The organism is Trinickia diaoshuihuensis, assembly GCF_003390925.1.
GTDB lineage: Bacteria > Pseudomonadota > Gammaproteobacteria > Burkholderiales > Burkholderiaceae > Trinickia > Trinickia diaoshuihuensis.
On record NZ_QUBS01000071.1, the window covers coordinates 24,669 to 42,632 of the forward strand.

The window sequence follows — 17,964 nt, forward strand, 5'->3', positions numbered from 1 at the left end:
ACCGGTTAGGTTGAAATCGGGTCGGCGCTCGGGCAAGCCCAAGCCGCTTCCCACGATAATTTCAATTCCGCGTGACCAATGAGGTCCGTGGTCCAGGCGCTTCGAACGTAGTGTTCGAAATTCATATCCGGCCTCAGCGCGATATGCGAACTCAGGGTTTGGATATCGCGCCAAACGCGCTGCAACGCGTTGTGCTCGAAATGCGTTTGACTCCCGCCGCACTTGAACAGACGGCTCACGGCCGTCAGCACCATGTCCGCCGCAAGCGATGCGTCGCGCGCATTACGTGCCGTGAGCGCGGGCGGCAATCCGCCTCGATCGGCGGTTCGGCATCCGCGCTCGACGAGCAGGCGAGCTGCGTCGATCTCACCCGCCGATCTGGCGTAGACGGCAGCCAGCTCTCCGGCAGGGGGGCTATCGCCGAAGGCCGCGCCCCAAAAGCCGAGACCGGCCACCGCGGCGCCTAGTGCCGCGGCTGTGAACAGATGCGGATCGGCGGCGATAGGGGAAACGTGATAGCAGGGGCCATGCGCGTGCGACGAGCGTCCGTCCCATAACGCGCTTTTTAGAAGCGTCATATGGTGGGGCACGAAAACGCCGTCGAGCTCCAGCGATTTGCTGCCGGTTCCTCGCATGCCGAGGGTGTGCCAATCGTCGATCACGCGGGCGCGCGGCGACGACAAGGGCACGGCCGCATAGCGCGGCGCGCCGTCACGACCGCTCGGCTCGATACAAAGCAAGGCCCAGGAGGCGAAATCGATGCCCGATAGCGCGTGCCATTGCCCGGATAGGGCCCAGCCGCCAACGGCAGGTGCCGCGCGGCCGGTCGGGCGAAACGACGCGCAGATGCGCGTATCGGGCCCGTCTCGCCAGATTTCGCGTTGCGCCGGCACGGGCAAATAGGCCGCCATGCGAGCCGCAACCGCGTACACGACCGCGCACCAAGCTGCGGAAGTGCAGTACATCGCTAGTGCGCGAATCGTAGGCATCAGCTCCGAGAACGACCCATGCGCTCCGCCGAACGCGCGAGGAACGAAATGACGAACGACACCATGCCGAGTCAGCACATCGACAACATCGGGATGCAGTTTTCGAATTCGGTCGGCGCTTGTCGCATGCATGCCGAGAACCATCAACGACCGATCCCTCCCGGCGCCGCGGTCTTCGACACCGATCAATTGCTCCGACATATCGTTCGCTCCGAAATGAGAATGGCACATGCGGCCGTGCGCGTTTGGTCGCGGTTGATTAAGTCGAATGCCGTCATTTCAATGTGCCTATTCGTACGTTTTTCGCCTTCTTCTCGGTGCCGAAATCTATTCACTGGACTCATATAAGTAAACCGCATTTGAATCAATTATCTCTTTCGATATCGCATCAATCGTCCGGTTGACGCATCGTGATCGCTACAAGAAAAGGTAGTGATGCAGAAAATTCAGGCAATAAATGGCGTCAATGATGTGACGATCATTGCGAAAACAGCTTGTTGCAAAGCACTTTGGGTACATGATAGCCTGATTATGACTGGGAGTCAGTCATTTGTCACGAGACAGCGGCAGGATGGAGACTGCAAGATCTAGTAGGACGTTTCGCGTGGGGATCTGCTGTCGCGATCATGGGCGGTGGAGAACTTGAGATATATTAAATAATGATGAAAGAAATTCGTTAAATAGATCTCTCGTGATCTGGCTGTGATTTTCGTTTGATTTTCCATTTTTAAGTGAATGAACTGCTAGATATCTTAGTTGCATGAACGGCGCGATCTGAATAGAGTCCGTGCTGGTTCGATCTCGTCGATTTACCGAAAGGAGGAAGTGCGATGCAATCGAAATCGTGGTCGACAGACCATGAGGCTGTGCAGTGCCTGCCGTCCCCGGCCGAATTGTCGGAGGCACTGCCGGCGACGCCTCGCGCATTACGTACCGTTCAAAAAGCCCGGAACGCAATCGTCGATATCTTGAACGGTACCGACGATCGGCTCGTCGTGATCGTCGGGCCGTGCTCCGTCCACGACCCTGTCGCCGCGCGCGATTACGCCGCACGGCTCGCGTTGCAGCGCGCCCGCTTCGCCCAGGAACTCGAAATCGTCATGCGCGTGTATTTCGAGAAGCCGCGCACGACGGTGGGATGGAAGGGACTCGTCAACGATCCGCTGCTCGACAACAGTCATCGGATCGACGTGGGCCTTTACACCGCACGGGCGCTGCTCGGCGATATCAACGATCGGGAAATGCCGGCCGCCACGGAGTTTCTCGACCCGTTATCGATCCGGTTTCTGAGCGATCTCATCGCGTGGGGGGCGATCGGCGCGCGCACGGTCGAATCGCAGATTCATCGCGAGATGGTCTCCGCGTTGCCGCTACCGGTCGGCTTCAAGAACGGCACCGACGGCAACGTGCAGGTTGCGGTCGACGCAATGTCGGCCGCGGCACGCGGGCATCGCTTCATGTCGATCGATGCGCAAGGCCGGCTGTGCGCGTTGTCCACATCCGGCAATCGTCATACGCACGTGGTGCTGCGCGGCGGCAGCGAGCCGAACTACGAGGCGCATTGCGTCGATGCGGCTTGCAAGCGTATCGCCGCGGCGCATTTTGCGCCACGCGTCATGATCGACTTCAGTCATGCGAATAGCCGGCGACAGTACCGCAATCAAGTGAGCGTATGCGCGGATGTCGCCGATCAAGTCGCGCGCGGCGACGAGCGCATCGTCGGCGTGATGATCGAATCGAACATCAAGGAGGGACGGCAAGACGTCGTTCCGGGCACCGCGCTCGCGTACGGGCAGAGCATTACCGACGCATGCGTGTCGCTGGAGGACACCGGCTATCTGTTCGAGGCGCTTGCCGATGCGGTGCGCGCGCGGCGGCGGACGCGGACCGAAGATCTCCTGCGTGAGCAGTTGCGCGCGTAATGTGGGATCGGTTCAAGGCTGGATCCTGGCTTGCGCGCTCGCATTCGAGAGCGCGCGTACGCGGGCGAGGGTTTGCACGATCGCCAGTCTCTCGACAGGTTTGCGAATGTGGTCGTCGTAGCCGGCCGCGACGGCCTGCCGGATATCCTGGTCGCGTGCCAGAGCGGTGACCGCGAACGCCGGAACGGTCACGCCGTCGGTTCTGACCGATTTCATGAACTGGTAGCCGTCCTCGTCCGGCATGCAGATATCGGAAAAGATCGCGTCGAACGTTCGCCGGCTTAGGGCAGCGCGCGCTTCCTGGGCAGACATCGCCGAGGTGACCTCGACGCCCAAACCCATCAACATGAGGCGGAAGCCCTCCAGCGAGTCGCGGTCGTCCTCCACGAGCAGGACGTTCAAACCGCTGAAGTCGTCGTGCTTATCCGCGGCCCATTCGTCGTTGCCCGAATCTTGGTCCTGCTGGTCGCCGGTGGCTTGCAGGCGCGGCAGCGATACGGTAAACGTCGCGCCTTTGCCGGCGCCTTCGCTGAATGCCTCGATGCGCCCGTTATGAAGCGAGACGAGCTTGCGGGCGATCGCGAGCCCGAGGCCGAGGCCGCCGTGTTTGCGCGTGGACGAACCGTCCACCTGGGCAAAAGAGGCGAAGATCGTTTCGAGAAACTGCGGCGGGATGCCTTCTCCGGTGTCGGTCACTTCGACAGCGAACTCGCCGCGCCGCGATTTTAGCGAGACGGCAATGCTGCCTCCGGCCGGCGTGTGCTTCAGTGCGTTGCCGAGAATATTGCCGAATACCTGCCTAAGCCGAGTCTCGTCGCCGAGGATATAAGCTTGCGGCATCCAGTCGGCGATGACGCGCACCTCCTTGCGGTCGGCGAGTGGGCGTAGCGCCTGCAATTCCGCACCGAGAACGTCGGTCAGGTTCACGCGGTCCGCGCGCATTTCCATTTTGCCGGCGGCGATGCGGCTCGCGTCGAGCAGGTCGTTGAGCAGGCGCGTCTGGCTCAAAAGGTTGCGCTTCACCACCGCGATGCACTGATTGACGAACGACGGATCGCCGGGTTTGCGCTCGAGCAGTTCGATCCAGTTCTGGATCGCATTGAGCGGCGTGCGCAACTCGTGCGACGCGGTGGCGATGAAGGTATCTTTCATGCGGCTCTCGCGCTCGGCTTCGATACGTTGAAGCCGTTCGTTTTGCAACAGTCGGTCGCGCTCTTCCTCAGCCCGTTTTTGCGCCGAAATATCGATCGTGATGCCGTCGAAACGCGTCGGAACGCCTTGCGCGGAGTAGCGCACCGCGCCCTTGGCGCGTATCCATCTGATTTCGCCTTGAGGGGAGAGTACCCGGTATTCGATATCGTAGGGGCGTCCCTCGTACACGGCTCCGCTCACGGCCGCTCGGGCACGCTCGCGGTCGTCGGGGTGCAGCCGCGAGTAGAACAGATCGAAATCGATTCTCGCATCGGCCGGCACCCAGAAATGCGCGGCGCACTGCGCATTCCAATAGATGCGGCTCATCGGCAGGGGAACGTAGAACGTGCCGATATCGGCAGCCTCGACCGCCATCTCGAGACGACTCGCGGTTTCGAGCAGCAGTCGATTGCCCGCGCTGCCCGGTACCCGGCTGAACCACCGGCGTTGCGCCGCTAGTTCCGACTCGCCGCTTGGACGGTCCTTGCCGGCGGGACCTCGCTTCAATTGCGGTTGCGCCTGGCATGCGATCGTGCGTTCGCCGTTGCCCCAGAGCGGATAAATCGACACCGAGGGCGACGAGAGCGCCGCCTCGACGCTGACCGTCTGAGCCCGTCCCGAATGCAGCGCCGCCTCGATCGCCTGGTGGAGCTTGTCGACGTCGGGCAGCCAGGCGGGATGCCCGAGCGATTCGCCGATTTCACTCAAATGCATGCCGATCACAGGTGTCGGTTCAATGTTCTTTGCGCTAACGACGCGTAGCCCGAGGTCGAAAACAATTAGCGGCCCGGTATCCCAATCGTTTTCCGAAGTTGTAGAGGGCATATAAACTTGCATGCGAATTCCTGAAAGGGCGATCGTGCCAGGGCTTGCCTCGCACTGCGTCTTCTTCGAGGCGTATTTCATCGCCGGAGGCTCGCGTTCACGGCAACATGCAAGACTAGCGCTTATCGCACCATTCGCTCAAGTGCATCGTGCGGGGCGCCGAACGCACTTTAGGCACGCGCTGTGCTCCGCACAAAGCACGCTTTAGCGGCGCAAGCACGCGCGGAAGGCGCGCGTGCTTAATATCAGAATTAAATGCCGAAGCTGAGTGTGCAATGCTTTTCGATTTGAGAAAAATGTACCGAAAATTCGATGTTCTATTTTCGGATGCGGGGCAATGGCTGGCAGCGAAGAGGACATAAATCTGGCAACATGACGGCTTGTCCAATTCATATGTCACGGACTGAGCTTACGGAGCATGCATGGCCACCGCGGCACCCCAAAGCGTCGATGAACGAATTGCGATCTGCGCAACGGAGCCCATTCATATTCCCGGCGGCATTCAGCCGCATGGCTTTTTGTTCTGCGTCGAAGAGAACGGCGTCATCGTTCAGGCGAGCGAGAATGCCGCGGAGTTGACCGGGGGGACGTTCGAGACGATTCTCGGCGCCTCCTTACGCGAGGTGCTGGGTGAGTCGCCGGCAGCCGCGATCGCCGCCGCGCTTGGCCAATTGCGCGAGGAAGGCGTGCCGTTATACGCCGGATCGATGGAACACCCGCGCAGCGAGGCGCTCGCGCACGCTGCGCCACTGGCGATCGTCGTCCATCGATTCGACGGCGTCGCGTTGATCGAGCTGGAGCCCGCACGCGGTACCGACGACGTATTTTTCTCGATGTATCCGCTGGTGCGAACGTTCGTCGGCAACTTGCAGAAGGCGCAAGGCGTGATCGAGCTGGCCGAGCTGGCCGCCCAGGAGGTGCAGCGCATTACAGGCTATGGCCGTACGCTCGTGCACCGCTTCGACGAGGAGGGTAACGGCGCGGTGCTGGCACAGGCGCTACTGCCGGGCTACCACTCTTATTTGGGCCGGCATTTCCCGGCATCGGATATTCCGGCCCCGGCGCGTGCGCTGTACGTGCGCAATCGCCTGCGCGTAATCGCCGACGCCGGTTATACGCCGGCACGTCTGATTCCGGCGATTCACCCTCGAACGGGTAAGCCGACCGATTTGACGTACGCGTCGCTGCGCGGCGTTTCGCCGCTGCATACGCAGTCCATGAAAGACATGGGTATGTGGTCGTCCATGTCCATGTCGATCGTCGTGCGCGGTAAGCTGTGGGGCTTGATCTCGTGCCACCATGCCACGCCGCGCGTGCCTTCTTTCGAGGTGCGAACGGCGTGTGAACACATCGCTCAGGTGCTCTCGCTGCAGGTGGAGGCCAAGGAAGACCAGCAGGAGGCGGAGCGGCGCCTCGCATTGCGCACGCGCTTATCCGCACTGCTAGCAGCGATGGCCAACTCGGTGAATTTCGTCGATGCGTTGGCGCAGGACCCGTCCGCGCTGCTCGGCCTGATGCGCGCGAGCGGCGCCGCGATCGTGTTCGACGGGCACACGGTCACGATCGGTACGACGCCTCGGGCCGAGACGGTGAACGATCTCGTGACCTGGCTCGACGGGAAAAGCGAGGACGTCTTCGCGACGGACAGCCTTGCGGCGGCATGGGGCAAGCCCGTGGATCCGGATAACGCGGGCATACTGGTATTGTCGTTTTCGAAGCTCTTTCGCAATTACATCATTTGGTTTCGTGCCGAACGCGCACGAACGATCGAAGGGGCGGGCGAGTCGCGGGAGAGCTTCGATGCGTGGACCGGGACAGTCCGGGGGCGCTCGCCCGGCTGGCTGACGGCGGAGCTCGAAATCGCCGTCGAATTCCGCACGGCGCTGCTCGGGATCGTTTTGCGGCGCGCCGAGGAGCTTGCGCAACTGGCGACGCAACTGGGCCGCGCCAACCAGGAATTGGAAGGATTCTCCTACACCGTCTCCCACGATCTTCGCGCGCCGCTGCGTCATATCGTCGGATTCGCGGACTTGCTCTATCAATTGGACGGCGATCGGCTCTCGGAGCGCGGCAAACACTTTGTGGAACGCGTGATCAGCGCGGCGCGTTTCGGCGGACGGCTCGTCGACGACCTATTGGCGTTTTCGCGCACCGGGCGCTCGGCGCTGCATCCCGAACGCTTCGAGCTGCGCTCGCTCGTCGATGCGGTGATCGCGGAGGAATCGAAGGATGCGGCGGACCGGTCGATCGAGTGGAAAATCGGTGAGCTGCGCGCGGTCGTGGCCGATCCCGTGTTGACCAAGGTCGTGTTGCAAAACTTGATCGGCAATGCGCTGAAATTCACGCGTGAAAGCGAGCCGGGCAAACCGCGCGAACATACGCTCATCGAGATCGGATACAAGCCCGGCGACGGGGTACTGGCCGATCAAGACGTGTTTTACGTACGCGATAACGGCATCGGCTTCGATATGCGCTACGTCGATAAGCTCTTCGGCGTATTCCAGCGACTGCATCGCTACGAGGAATTCGAGGGCACCGGGATCGGCCTCGCGACGGTGAGGCGAATCGTGGAACGTCATGGCGGCCGGGCCTGGGCCGTCGGAGAAGTAGGGCGGGGGGCAACGATCTATTTCTCCTTGCCGCGCGAATTCAAGCCGCAGGTCGTCGAGGATCACGAAACGGCCAGCGATGCGGTGGCTCGTCTCGCGGCGCTTTCGCAGGGCCAACCCTTCAGGCCGGTATTAAAAGATTCGAAATTTGAGGACAACAAACGTGTTAAGACCGATCCTGCTCGTTGAAGACAATCCCAATGACATCGAGCTGACGATGATCGCACTGGAGCGAAGCCGTATCGCCAATCCGGTCGTTTCGGTGCGCGACGGCGTGGAGGCGCTCGAATTCCTGCGGCGTGAAGGGCAGTACGCCACGCGGCTCAACGAGAATCCCGCCGTCATTTTGCTCGATAAGAAGCTGCCGAAGATGGACGGCCATGAAGTGCTCAAGGCCGTGCGGTTGGACGAAAAGCTCAAGCGGATCCCGGTCGTCATGCTCACGTCCTCGCGGGAGGAGAAGGATCTGCTGCGCAGCTACGATCTCGGTGTCAACGCGTATGTCGTCAAACCCGTGGAGTTCGACGACTTCATGGCCGCTATCAACGATCTCGGAATGTTTTGGGCCGTGCTCAACGAGCCGCCGCCTCCCGCCATTTGACGGGCGGGCCTTCGACGAATTCGATCGATGCGTCGAACGCGCCGTGTGAGGTCTCGGCGGCGTGCCGGCTCATTGGCCCGGCGCTCCGTTCGCCAGTTGCCAGCGCAGTACGGGATGCGATGCGCCGGCCGGCATCGCCCAGGCGCCGTTCGCGCTGAAGTCCCATCCGGCGAAGCTTGCGGCGCGGCTCATCTGCGCCGTGGTCAAGCCGTTGCCGGCCGGAGCTCCGCCTCCATCGGGCACGCCCGTGGTCTGCACGTTCCAATAGTTATCGGCCGTGACGGTGCCCGAGTTGCTGCTCGTAATCGCGCCGATGTATGGGGTGACTTGCCAATCGCCGGTGACTTGCCCGGTGGCAAACGACTGCTCGATGGTACCGGTGTTGACACCGACCAACCCGGCCGGTACCGAGGGATGCAGCATGCCCTCGACCGCGCCTGTCGAGTAGCACTGCGCGATCGTGCCGTCGTTCTGGCCGACGAGTCCGCCCATGTAGCTTTGCCGGCCCGTGACGTTCACGGCGGCGGCCGAGCGCTCGATGAGCCCCGTGTTCAACCCGACGAGACCGCCGAGGTCCATCTCATCGAACGAAAACAGCGAACCGCTCGCGAACGTATTGGCGATATGGCCGCGATTCAGTCCTGCCAGAAGACCCGCCGGAGCCATCGTGTAAGTGCGATTGTCGATCGATTCCGAGGAACCCGAGATGTTTAGATTGCGCACGACGCCCGTATCGCCGATGACGCCGAACAACCCCGACGGCAGCGGCGACCCATCGACGGACGAGTAGAGGGAGGCGAAGCTTAGGCCGTTGATCGAGTGGCCCATTCCGTCGAATTGACCGGAAAACGGCGTCGTGAGGTCGCCGATCGGCGTTACGCTGCCGGCGGCGATATCTTTGCCGAGCGCGTAGTTTCCGCCGAGGTCGCGCGAAACGTCTTGCAGATCGCCAAATGAGTTTACGAGCTGGTAACCGGTGATCTGAGTAAGAAGTCCGCTGCCTGCCGCCGGTGCCCATGCTCGATTGGCCAGTACGGTACCGGGCGCGTATTTGCCGTTCATGTCGTAGAGCGCGCTGACGATGCCGGTGCCGTGGGACCAATCGATCGTGCCGTTGTTCGTCACCGAGCCTTTATTGTCGATGCCGGTGGTATCGGCGCGCAGCGTGAGATTACCGCCGCCTCGATTACCGATCGTGACGCCTTGGTCGACCGCAATCGAACCGAAGGCGTTCAGCTTGAGCGACGCGTTACTCGACCATTGAAGATTGGTGCCGACTTCGATATCGCCTTGCGTCGTGTTGACGTTGACCGACGTTCCCGCGCCGAGGCTATTCGTCACCGCGATGCCGAGCGCCTGCGTGAGCGTCGAACTCGGCGTCGTCACGTTCCACTTGGCCGCGCCTACGGTGGCGCCGAGCGGATCCGCGGCCAACGTCGAGGCGGACGTATCGACGGTGCCGCCCGTGCCGTCCGCGTTTTTCGCGGTGAAGCTACCTTCCATGTCCACGGTGCCTTGGTCGGCAACGAGCCACACATGTCCGTCGCGCGTGGCGGTGCCGTTCGCACGGATGGCCGAATGATTGCCGCTCAATGCGAATACGTTGCCGTCCGCCGCTTGCAGACTGATTTGCGCCGCATCGAGTGCGCCGACGTTCGTCACGGTGCCTTGGCTGCCGGTCTGAACGAAGACTTGGCGGCTCGTGGACGAATCTTGCAGCAACACGCTCTGCCCGGCGGCAAGTTCGACGGACCCCTTCGGCGCCTCGATCCGACCGAGATTGATCACTTCGCTATTCGCGATGAGAAAGACGTCGCCGCCGCTCGATCCGATGCGGCCGAGGTTGACGATTTCCGCGGCCGAATTGCCCCTCAGCGTGAGCGAACCGCCCTTCATGAATTCGTCGTCCTTCGTATCGAGCGTGGAGGCAACGAAGCGGCCCGCCGTCGCGATCGTGCCGCTGGCGCCGACGACGATGCCTTGCGGATTGATCAGATAGACACTGCCGCTGGACGTGAGCGAACCGAGGATCATCGAAAGGCTGCCACCCGTCACGCGGTTCAGGGTGGCACCCGATCCGTTGTTCAAGGCAACGCTGTTGCCTTGGCCGATCGAGAAGCTATCCCAGTCGATCACGCCGCGAGGCGCGGTCTGATTGATCGTCATCGATGTTCCGTTGCCGGAGATCGTGCCGCTTCCCGCAACGAAACGTCCGCCGCCGGGAAGTGTCCCGGCGTTTGCCGAAGCCGGTATGACGCATAGGGCCGCGATTGCGGCGAGGATGAAAGACATCGAACGTTTGCGTTGCGCCGGAACGTCTGTCGTATTCATTCGGATGGTTTGCATAATGCCCCGTCTGTCTGTTAGTACCTCACCGCGGAATGCAAATCCGCTTCTTTCGGTACACGCCGAATGCCGCCCGATCCGCGGCCAAGGAAAGGTGATGATCATAAATAGATCGATTTAAAAATCAATCGATAAAATGAATAAATGTGGTGCCACATCGTCCCGAGTATTAGGCGTTATCAGAGGGGTGGTATTTCTCCGATGTATTTATCGTCTGTTAAGGGTTTATTTATGAAATTTAGTAGTTGATGATGCGAAGGCAATTGATATAAGCCCATCTTATTGAACGTTCTGTCTGCTTCCGAATGGCGAATTCGCCCCGGGCAGATGGCGCCGACGGCGCGTGGGATTGGGTATGGGCGTTGCGGCGGTGCGCTCATCGAGGCCGATCCATGAGCGGATCGTTCAGTACGAGGGAGATTCCGATGAAGCGCAGAGCGTTGATGGTCGCGGGGCTGGGTTTTGCCCTGAGCTTGGCCTCGGGCGGGGCATGGTCTCAGGCGAGTTCGGGGGCAATGGCGCCGCAGGTGGTTCCGCCGGAGAGCCTATCGGTGCCGTCGCAGGGGAGCGGCGTCGGCGATAGCGTCATCACGGCTCGGGCGAAGATGGCGCTCCTGCGCGCCGACAACTTGGACACCGGCGACGTGCATGTCGCTACGCACGGCAGCATCGTGACGCTTTCCGGCCATGTGGCGAATGCCGCTCAGAAGCAAAAGGCCGGCGATGTCGTGGGAGGCCTGGACGGTGTGACGGCTGTGCGAAACGAGCTGGAGGTAAAAGCTACGTCGAAATAAGGACCGCGATTGCGCGGCCGCCTTCTCGCGGCCGCCGCCCTGTCGTACGGCAGTCCGGTCGATCTTCGCCGGACTCCGGAACGATTTTTGCGCTGGATCGGAGCAAGTCCGGCGCAACGGGTATCGCATCGTGGTGCGTCGCTCTCTAAACCGTCATCGAGGGAAAGGTTGAAACCAGCATGACCACCTCATCCAGTTCGAAGCGCGTCGTCGACGTGTTGTCCGTGATCTTTTGCGGCCTTACGGCCCTGTATCTCGTTGTCGGCGGGGCATGGCTCGTTGCGATCGGCGGATCGCCGTATTACGTCGCGACCGGCATCGCCTTGCTCGTCGTCGCATGGCTCATCTGGCGCCGCCATCCGGGAGCATTCGTCCTTTATGCGGTAGTTCTGCTCGGCACCGCCGGATGGGGCTTGTGGGAATCGGGGCCTGACTTCTGGGCGCTCGTGCCGCGCTGCGACGTGCTCGCCATCTTCGGCCTTTGGCTGCTGCTGCTCGGGAGCCCCTCGTTGATGCCGCCGCGCGCCATTCCGGTCGGTGCGCTGCTCGCGGCGCTTGTCATTTGGGGCGGGGTGCTCGTGTACGCGGTCTTCAACGATCCGCAAACCGTGAACGGCGTCGTGACCGCTCAGGCCGCGCCCGCGGCCTCTAGCCCGTCCGGCGCAGCCGATTGGCCCGCTTACGGGCGCACCGAGCAGGGCACACGCTACTCGCCGCTCGCTCAAATCACGCCTGAGAACGTGAAGAACTTGAAGGTTGCATGGACCTTTCGCACCGGCGACATGAAAGGGCCCAACGACCCCGTCGAGATCACGAACGAGGTGACTCCGCTCAAAATCGGCGACATGCTGTATTTATGCTCGCCGCACCAAATTCTGTTTGCGCTCGACGCGCGCACGGGCGAGCTGAAGTGGAAATTCGACCCGAAGCTGAAAGCCGATCCATCGTTTCAGCACGTGACGTGCCGCGGCGTGTCTTACGCCGACCTGTCGGCGAGCGGCGGCAATGCGGCCGAAGCATCGTCAGCCTCGGAAGCCTCCGCGGCCTCGGAAGCCTCCGCGGCCTCCGATGTCCCCGCCGCGAACATTCCCGCACAGCCTGCAGCCGCCGGCACGGCCCCGGGCATTTGTACACGCCGGATCCTGCTGCCCGTAAACGACGGCCATCTCTATGCGCTCGACGCGCAAACCGGCCAGCGCTGTGCCGATTTCGCGGACAACGGCGATCTCGATTTGCAGCACAACGAGCCCGTGACGACGCCCGGCATGTACGAACCTACGTCACCCCCCGTCGTCACGAGCAGGGTCATTATCGTGGCGGGATCCGTCGAGGATAACTTCTCGACGCGCGAACCGTCGGGCGTGATCCGAGGTTTCGACGTGCGCACGGGCAAGCTGCTCTGGGTATTCGATCCGGGCGCGCAAGACCCCAACGCAATGCCGGGGCCGGGCGGGCATTACACGTGGAATTCTCCGAACTCATGGGCGCCGGCCGCTTACGATCCGGCGCTCGATATGGTCTATCTGCCGATGGGCGTCTCGACGCCCGATATCTGGGGCGGCAATCGCACGCCGTTGCAAGAGCGCTATGCGAGCGGCCTGCTCGCGCTCCATGCATCGACAGGCAAGCTCGCATGGTTTTACCAAAGCACGCATCACGATCTCTGGGATATGGACCAGCCGTCGCAGCCGACGGTAGCCGATATCACCGGTAAGGACGGCAAGACCGTACCCGTCGTTTATGCGCCCGCGAAAACCGGCAATCTGTACGTACTGGACCGACGCACCGGCACGCCGGTCGTGCCGGCGCCGGAGCGGCCCGTGCCGCAGGGTGCCGCGCCGGGCGATCACGTGGCGCCGACGCAGCCGTTCTCGGACCTGACGTTCCGCCCCGCCAACAACCTATCCGACGCCGACATGTGGGGCGCCACGATGTATGACCAGCTCGTGTGCCGCGTAATGTTCCATCGGCTTCGCTACGAAGGCATTTACACGCCGCCGTCGCTTCAAGGGACACTCGTCTTCCCGGGCAATCTCGGCATGTTCGAGTGGGGCGGAATCGCCGTCGATACCGATCGCCAGATCGCGATCGCCAATCCGATCGCGCTTCCGTTCGTCTCGCGCCTGATCCCGCGCGGCCCCGGTAATCCGATGGAGCCCGTGGCCGGGGCCAAGGGCAGCGGCACGGAGGCCGGCGTACAGCCGCAATACGGCGTGCCCTACGGCGTGACGCTCAATCCGTTTCTTTCGCCGTTCGGGCTGCCTTGCAAACAACCCGCATGGGGCTACATGTCGGCGATCGACTTGAAGACGAACCAAATCGTTTGGAAGAAGCGGATCGGCACGACGCGCGACAGCTCGCCGATCCCGCTGCGATTCAAGGTCGGCATGCCGATGCTGGGCGGTCCGATCGTTACGGCGGGGGGCGTCGCATTCATCGGAGCGACGGCGGACAACTACATCCGCGCGTTCGACGTCGACGACGGTCGGGAACTATGGCGCGCGCGTCTGCCCGCCGGGGGGCAAGCCACGCCGATGACATACTCCGTGAACGGCCGTCAGTACGTGGTGATCGCGGCCGGAGGACATGGTTCGTTCGGCACCAAGCTTGGCGATTACGTGATCGCCTACGCGCTCCCGGGTCAGTGAGCGTGAGCTTGGCACCGCCATAACCGAGCGCGTTCAGCAGCGTTCGGTTATGGCGCGAATGCGGCCTTGCGACTATGCTGCTATGGGATCGGAACGCTGAGTACGCGTTCCGTGCTTGCGCCGCAATCGATGCCGTTGGGAATGCGGCGTTCAATTCATGTCCGACCGACCCCGTCGATAAGCCGAACATGCTATTGAATATCTATAGGGCTGCGGCGATCCTGAGCCTCGTCGCGCTGCTCGCGCTTGCCGTGCTCTCGGTCGGCCTGCCGCACGAGATGGCGACTGCGTTCGGCTTTCTTGCCGTGTTCGGGGTGCTGGTAGCGCTGCAGACGCCGCTCACGCGCACGCTATTGCTTGTCTTTAGCGGCTTTCTGATTACGCGCTACATCGCCTGGCGCTTCGCGTCGTTTCCTATCCATAGCGGTTTACCGTCCCAGATCGTTGCCGTCGCCTTGTTGGCGGCCGAACTCTATTGCATGGCAGTGGTGCTGTTCGGGTACTTCGTGAGCGCGAGGCCCCTGGAGCGGCATCCGTTGCCGCTGCCCGATGATCCCGCGCGGCTGCCGTTCGTCGACGTCTACATTCCAACCTATTCGGAGCCCTTGAGCGTCGTCGCGCCGACGGTATGCGGCGCCGTCGAAATCGATTACCCCCACGAGCGTTTTCGCGTATTCGTCCTCGACGACGGCTTTCCGCGCTCGAAAACGGCCAAGCTGGCCGAGCAGCGGGCCGAACTGGCCGAGCGGGCCGAAGCGCTCAAGGCGCTCTGCGCCCGGCACGGCGCAACCTATTTGACGCGCGAAACCAATGCGCATGCGAAAAGTGGAAACTTGAACGCGGCGATGGCCCACACCTCGGGCGAGCTTATCGCCATTCTCGATGCCGATCATGTGCCGACGCGCGATTTTCTGCGCTCGACGGTGGGTTTTTTTCTTGCCGATAACAAGGCGGCGCTGGTGCAGACACCGCACTTCTTCACGAATCCCGATCCGCTGGAAAAGAACCTGGGCTTGTTCAATCGGATGCCGGCGGAAAACGATTTGTTTTATCGTGTGGTGCAGAAGGGACTCGACACTTGGAATACCTCGTTTTTTTGCGGCTCCGGCGCGCTCGTGCGGCGTACGGCCATCGAGCAAGTCGGGGGATTTTCAACCGATTCGATCACCGAGGACGCATCGACCTCGGTGAAGCTTCACCAGCGAGGCTGGCGCTCCGTCTACCTCGGCCGGCCGATGGTGGCCGGGCTGCAACCCGAAACGATCTCGGGTTTTCTCGTGCAGCGCATCCGTTGGGGCGTGGGCATGATGCAGATCCTGATGAAGCAAAACCCCTGGTTCATCCGCGGACTCTCGCTCGCGCAGCGCGTCAGCTATTTTTCGGTCGGACTCTTTTGGTTTTTTCCGTTTGCGCGTCTGGTCACGTTCGTCGTGCCGCTCATCAGCATCGTCTTCAAGCTGCAGATGTATCCGGGCGGCGCCGAAAACCTCATCGGCTATACGCTGCCGTACCTGGTTGCGGCCTTGCTGACGGCCGAGCGGTTGAATGGACGTTTCAGACGGATTTTTTCGTCCGAGCTCTACGAAACGCTGCAAGCGTTTTATATGCTTCCGGCTATCGTTTCCGCGCTCGTGCGACCGAACGCGCCGACGTTCAGCGTGACGCCCAAGGGAGAGCGCAGCGAAGCCGACTTTATCAGCGAATTCCGTTTGCCGTTCTACGCCATCTTCGCCGGATCGGCCATTGGGCTCGTCTGGGGTATCGCACGCGTGATTCTCGAGCCCGAGGCGCGCCCCATTCTGGCCGCGGCCGTGGCCTGGATCGGCTTCAATTTGCTGCTCAGCTTCGGTGCCCTCGGCGCGCTCTTCGAGAAAGCCCAGCGTCGCGTGAGGCCGCGCATTGCCATCGGCGAATCGATCACCGTCGTCGATTCGATCGGCGAACAACAAGCGCTGCTCGTCGATGCCAACGAAATCGGACTGCGCGTGCGGGTGCGGGCGCCGCTTGCGGACGGGCGTTTCGCCGTCAAATTCGCGGGGCGCTTGCTCAATGCCCGTATCAGCGCGTTCGTGGATAGCAGCCGCGGCGAGTACGTCGGCCTCTACACCCCGGGCTCGCCCGAGGAGGAACGAGCCGCCGTCGTGCTCGCCTACGGCGACAGCGAGCGCTGGCTGCGGCAATGGAAGGAGCGCGAGGCACCGGCGAATTTCGTGAGTTCGCTCGCGGGCATGCTTCTCGCCTCGATCAAAGGCGCCCATGCCCATGCCCGCCATCTCGGACGCAAAGTCTTTCATGGTTAGCCGGCTCGCGAGCCTCGCCGCCTTGCTCGTGCTCGGATGCGCCTGCGCGACGACGAACATCCGTGCGCAGACGGCGGCGCGGCCTTTCACGGCGCTGCGTCCCGCGAGCGGGCCGGCAGCGGCCGCCCATGCGCTCGTGGTGGAGCTTGCGCCGCGCGAAGTGCTGAGCGGCGCGCACCTGGCGATCGTGAGCGCGTCGATACCGCCGACGGGATCGCACTACGCGGTGTGGGTGAACGGCGCGCTAGCGGCCGATGTCGCGGCAAGCGGGGTGACGCAGACGCTCGCGCTCGCACCCGGCGCGTTCGCCCCTGGCGTCAACACGATTCAAATGGCGCTCGTGCCGGACGGCGCTGGGCCAAGCGCGGCTCTGGCGGTAACGGACGCGGCGCCGGTCGACGATGCGCGCTCGAACTTGATACTGGATTTCGCGGGCGTGCGCGACAATCCGGCGCCTACACTCGCGCAACTTCCGCTCGCATTCGACGCGCGCGGATGGCTGCCGCGTACGGTGACCGTCGATCTCGGCGAGGGCGCGATCTCGCCCGGCCAACTGCGCGCCGCATCGATCGCCGTGCAAGGCGTGGCGGCACGGATGCGGCCGTCGAACCTCATGGTGGCGTACCGAAGCGAAACAACACTTGCGCCGTGGAGCCGCGATGCCGAGTCCTGGGGGATCGCGCAAGAAGAGATCGCGGCGGGCGATGTGCTGCTCGTCGGTACGCGCGCCGCGCTTTCGCGTGAACTGCCGGCGTCCGTTGCGCGGGCCGTGACAGGTCCCTTTGTCGGTATATATCCGGTCAACGGCGGCCGGTCCGTCGCGGTCGTGATTTCCGGCGACAGCGATGCCGATTGCGCTCGCGCCGCCCGGTTCTTTGCGGATAGCTCGGCCTCGATGCCTTCGAGCGCGGCGCGCGTCCTTGGCAGCGATGTCCCGGCAATGCCGCTTGCCGCACGCATGAACGTTGCGCTCGCCGAGGACGATCCGGCGCTCGTGCGCGCGGTGCTCCGGTTCGCCGCGCTGCGCGCACAGGCGACGGGAATCGTCGCCGATTTCACGATTCGATTCTCGACCGATGCGTCGGGGGCGAACCTATTGCTTGCGCGCGACTCGTCGCTGCCGATGAGTCTGCGTCGTCACCTGCCCACCTATGCGCCGCTTCAACCGGGACAGGCCGTGTCGCTTCCGGCACGCATCGGCGGGCAGGCGTTCGTCGCCATCGTAGGCGTGCGCAACGCGGTCGTCGCCGATGCCGTCGACATACTGCGCCGGCAGGCAGCATGGCCCCTCCTCACGCAGCATGCGACGCTCATCGATTCGCGGACGCAAACCGTATTGCCGCTTGCCGTCGCCCGACGTACGCCGCTTGCCGAAGCGCGCCTCGTCCTGGCCGACCCGCTCGTCTTTTGGCCATTGCTCGGGGGCTTGCTCCTGGCGAGCTTCGTCTTCGTCAATCTCGCGTTGAAGGCGCAAATCGCGGGGCGCCTCGTGGCGGCCGGCGAAAGGTCTTCGATCGGAACGAACAACGAATCGATATGAAGCGCGTGCTTGCACTGACGGCTACGGCCTCCGTTCTTGCCTCGTATAACGCGTCAAGTGCGGCGCAGTCAGCGGCGCGGCCGGTGCCCGAGTCGCGGCAGGCATCGAGCGTGGCCGGCCAGGCAAGCGAAACGCAAAACGGTTGGGGCAATGCCCCGGCGGCGGCAAGTTCGTTGCGACTCGCCGAGCCGCCCGTACA

General features: G+C 62.7%; 10 protein-coding genes. 7 read left to right on the plus strand and 3 right to left on the minus strand.

The features are described from left to right. Positions 1-5: 5 nt before the first annotated feature. Positions 6-1,190 (minus strand): acyl-CoA dehydrogenase family protein, encoded by a 1,185-nt coding sequence (locus tag DXT59_RS14295; RefSeq protein ID WP_162878077.1) that lies wholly within the window; start codon positions 1,188-1,190, stop codon positions 6-8. 629 nt (positions 1,191-1,819) lie between these two features. On the opposite strand from DXT59_RS14295, the gene DXT59_RS14300 reads away from it, so the two are divergent. Beyond that, entirely contained in the window at positions 1,820-2,911 is a 1,092-nt protein-coding gene (locus DXT59_RS14300; RefSeq protein WP_116137550.1) for a 3-deoxy-7-phosphoheptulonate synthase, read from the plus strand. Between the two features lie 12 nt (positions 2,912-2,923). Here the strand turns inward: DXT59_RS14300 and DXT59_RS14305 are convergent, their stop codons facing one another. Beyond that, positions 2,924-4,816: an ATP-binding response regulator gene (locus tag DXT59_RS14305; protein WP_162878078.1), complete on the minus strand. Its 1,893-nt coding sequence runs from the start codon at positions 4,814-4,816 to the stop codon at positions 2,924-2,926. A 533-nt stretch (positions 4,817-5,349) separates the two neighbouring features. Between DXT59_RS14305 and DXT59_RS14310 the strand changes: the two genes are divergently transcribed. After that, on the plus strand, positions 5,350-7,725 hold the full coding sequence (locus tag DXT59_RS14310) for an ATP-binding protein (protein WP_116137552.1): 2,376 nt from the start codon (positions 5,350-5,352) through the stop codon (positions 7,723-7,725). Further along, positions 7,700-8,137 carry a response regulator gene (locus DXT59_RS14315; RefSeq protein ID WP_116137553.1) on the plus strand — a complete coding sequence of 146 codons (438 nt, stop codon included), beginning with the start codon at positions 7,700-7,702 and terminating at the stop codon, positions 8,135-8,137. Before DXT59_RS14310 ends, DXT59_RS14315 begins: the two co-directional genes overlap by 26 nt. 69 nt (positions 8,138-8,206) lie before the next feature. Here the strand turns inward: DXT59_RS14315 and DXT59_RS14320 are convergent, their stop codons facing one another. Next, positions 8,207-10,483: a two-partner secretion domain-containing protein gene (locus DXT59_RS14320; RefSeq protein WP_476718432.1), complete on the minus strand. Its 2,277-nt coding sequence runs from the start codon at positions 10,481-10,483 to the stop codon at positions 8,207-8,209. 425 nt (positions 10,484-10,908) lie between these two features. Between DXT59_RS14320 and DXT59_RS14325 the strand changes: the two genes are divergently transcribed. From DXT59_RS14325 to DXT59_RS14340, 4 genes are all read left to right on the plus strand, one after another. After that, a complete protein-coding gene (locus tag DXT59_RS14325) occupies positions 10,909-11,277 on the plus strand; it encodes a BON domain-containing protein (RefSeq protein WP_162878079.1) in 369 nt (122 codons plus the stop codon). Positions 11,278-11,456: 179 nt separating this feature from the next. Continuing rightward, complete coding sequence (locus DXT59_RS14330; RefSeq protein ID WP_116137555.1) at positions 11,457-13,925, plus strand: glucose/quinate/shikimate family membrane-bound PQQ-dependent dehydrogenase; 2,469 nt, start codon at positions 11,457-11,459, stop codon at positions 13,923-13,925. 188 nt (positions 13,926-14,113) lie between these two features. Then, positions 14,114-16,225, plus strand: a complete 2,112-nt coding sequence (gene bcsA, locus DXT59_RS14335; protein ID WP_162878080.1) for a UDP-forming cellulose synthase catalytic subunit — start codon at positions 14,114-14,116, stop codon at positions 16,223-16,225. Beyond that, positions 16,188-17,765 (plus strand): cellulose biosynthesis cyclic di-GMP-binding regulatory protein BcsB, encoded by a 1,578-nt coding sequence (locus DXT59_RS14340; RefSeq protein ID WP_162878081.1) that lies wholly within the window; start codon positions 16,188-16,190, stop codon positions 17,763-17,765. The genes bcsA and DXT59_RS14340 overlap by 38 nt, the downstream gene beginning before the upstream one ends. Positions 17,766-17,964: the final 199 nt, after the last annotated feature.

Excerpts from the sequence above, each read along its gene's own strand:
- bcsA (WP_162878080.1), top strand. The coding sequence starts at position 14,114 with ATGCTATTGAATATCTATAGGGCTGCGGCGATCCTGAGCCTCGTCGCG.
- DXT59_RS14310 (WP_116137552.1), top strand. The coding sequence starts at position 5,350 with ATGGCCACCGCGGCACCCCAAAGCGTCGATGAACGAATTGCGATCTGC.
- DXT59_RS14305 (WP_162878078.1), bottom strand. The coding sequence starts at position 4,816 with ATGCATTTGAGTGAAATCGGCGAATCGCTCGGGCATCCCGCCTGGCTG.
- DXT59_RS14325 (WP_162878079.1), top strand. The coding sequence starts at position 10,909 with ATGAAGCGCAGAGCGTTGATGGTCGCGGGGCTGGGTTTTGCCCTGAGC.
- DXT59_RS14320 (WP_476718432.1), bottom strand. The coding sequence starts at position 10,483 with ATGCAAACCATCCGAATGAATACGACAGACGTTCCGGCGCAACGCAAA.
- DXT59_RS14340 (WP_162878081.1), top strand. The coding sequence starts at position 16,188 with ATGCCCGCCATCTCGGACGCAAAGTCTTTCATGGTTAGCCGGCTCGCG.
- DXT59_RS14330 (WP_116137555.1), top strand. The coding sequence starts at position 11,457 with ATGACCACCTCATCCAGTTCGAAGCGCGTCGTCGACGTGTTGTCCGTG.
- DXT59_RS14295 (WP_162878077.1), bottom strand. The coding sequence starts at position 1,190 with ATGTCGGAGCAATTGATCGGTGTCGAAGACCGCGGCGCCGGGAGGGAT.
- DXT59_RS14300 (WP_116137550.1), top strand. The coding sequence starts at position 1,820 with ATGCAATCGAAATCGTGGTCGACAGACCATGAGGCTGTGCAGTGCCTG.